We start from the raw sequence: 787 nt of genomic DNA on the forward strand, positions 1-787 counted from the left end.
GCGGCGCTGTCCGCGGCCCGTGCGCATGTGGTGCCCCCTGGAGGCCGGCAAGGATGCCGGCCTTCTTTTCGTGCGTGCTTTTCCCCAGGCACCCGTTGCATATCCATGCGCATGCGTACTGAATGCATGCGCCGATGCTTGCATGTCGAAGCAATGTGGCCGAAGGAACAATATCGGCACGAAGCATCCACGCGATCCTTCAAAGATGCACTTCATTGCATACATGTTTCGCTTGACGTCATTGATGACGGCTGCTTTTTCCCTGCGAATTGCGATGCCAGTCACATCTAACGCATCGCGATGGCTGCATTTTGGCGTTGTGGCCGAAAACACACCCTGATTGGTATCGAAGGAAATTACCTGAACAGGTTACTTTCGGGATCCCCCTGGGAATAACCCTGTCGTCGCGAAGAAGTGGGCGCGGCGATCAAACCGGAACATAAGGACTGGCAACGGTGGGATTCATGCGAGCCAACAAGGTCCTGGCGCGGTGTCGCTGTGCGCGGCGCCGCAGGTGTACGTCACGATGCGAGCCACCGTGCGGACGGTGTTGACCGGAATCGCTTAAACCGACACATCCATGCGGAGCTGACGGTCATAAGAACGCCATGCGTGGCGGTATATGGTCGGGCAGTCCCCCTCATCACATCGCCGGATCGACGCACTGACCGAACACAGTGCGGTGAGTCCCCCTGCGCGTCGTTTTCGCGGTGAGTGATGCGAGAAACAAAAAGTTCTTATGGCTGGTGTTCGCCATTAATCAGGATGGTTATTGGAGTCTGCTTGT

The organism is Luteibacter anthropi (genome assembly GCF_023699965.1).
Lineage (GTDB): Bacteria > Pseudomonadota > Gammaproteobacteria > Xanthomonadales > Rhodanobacteraceae > Luteibacter > Luteibacter anthropi.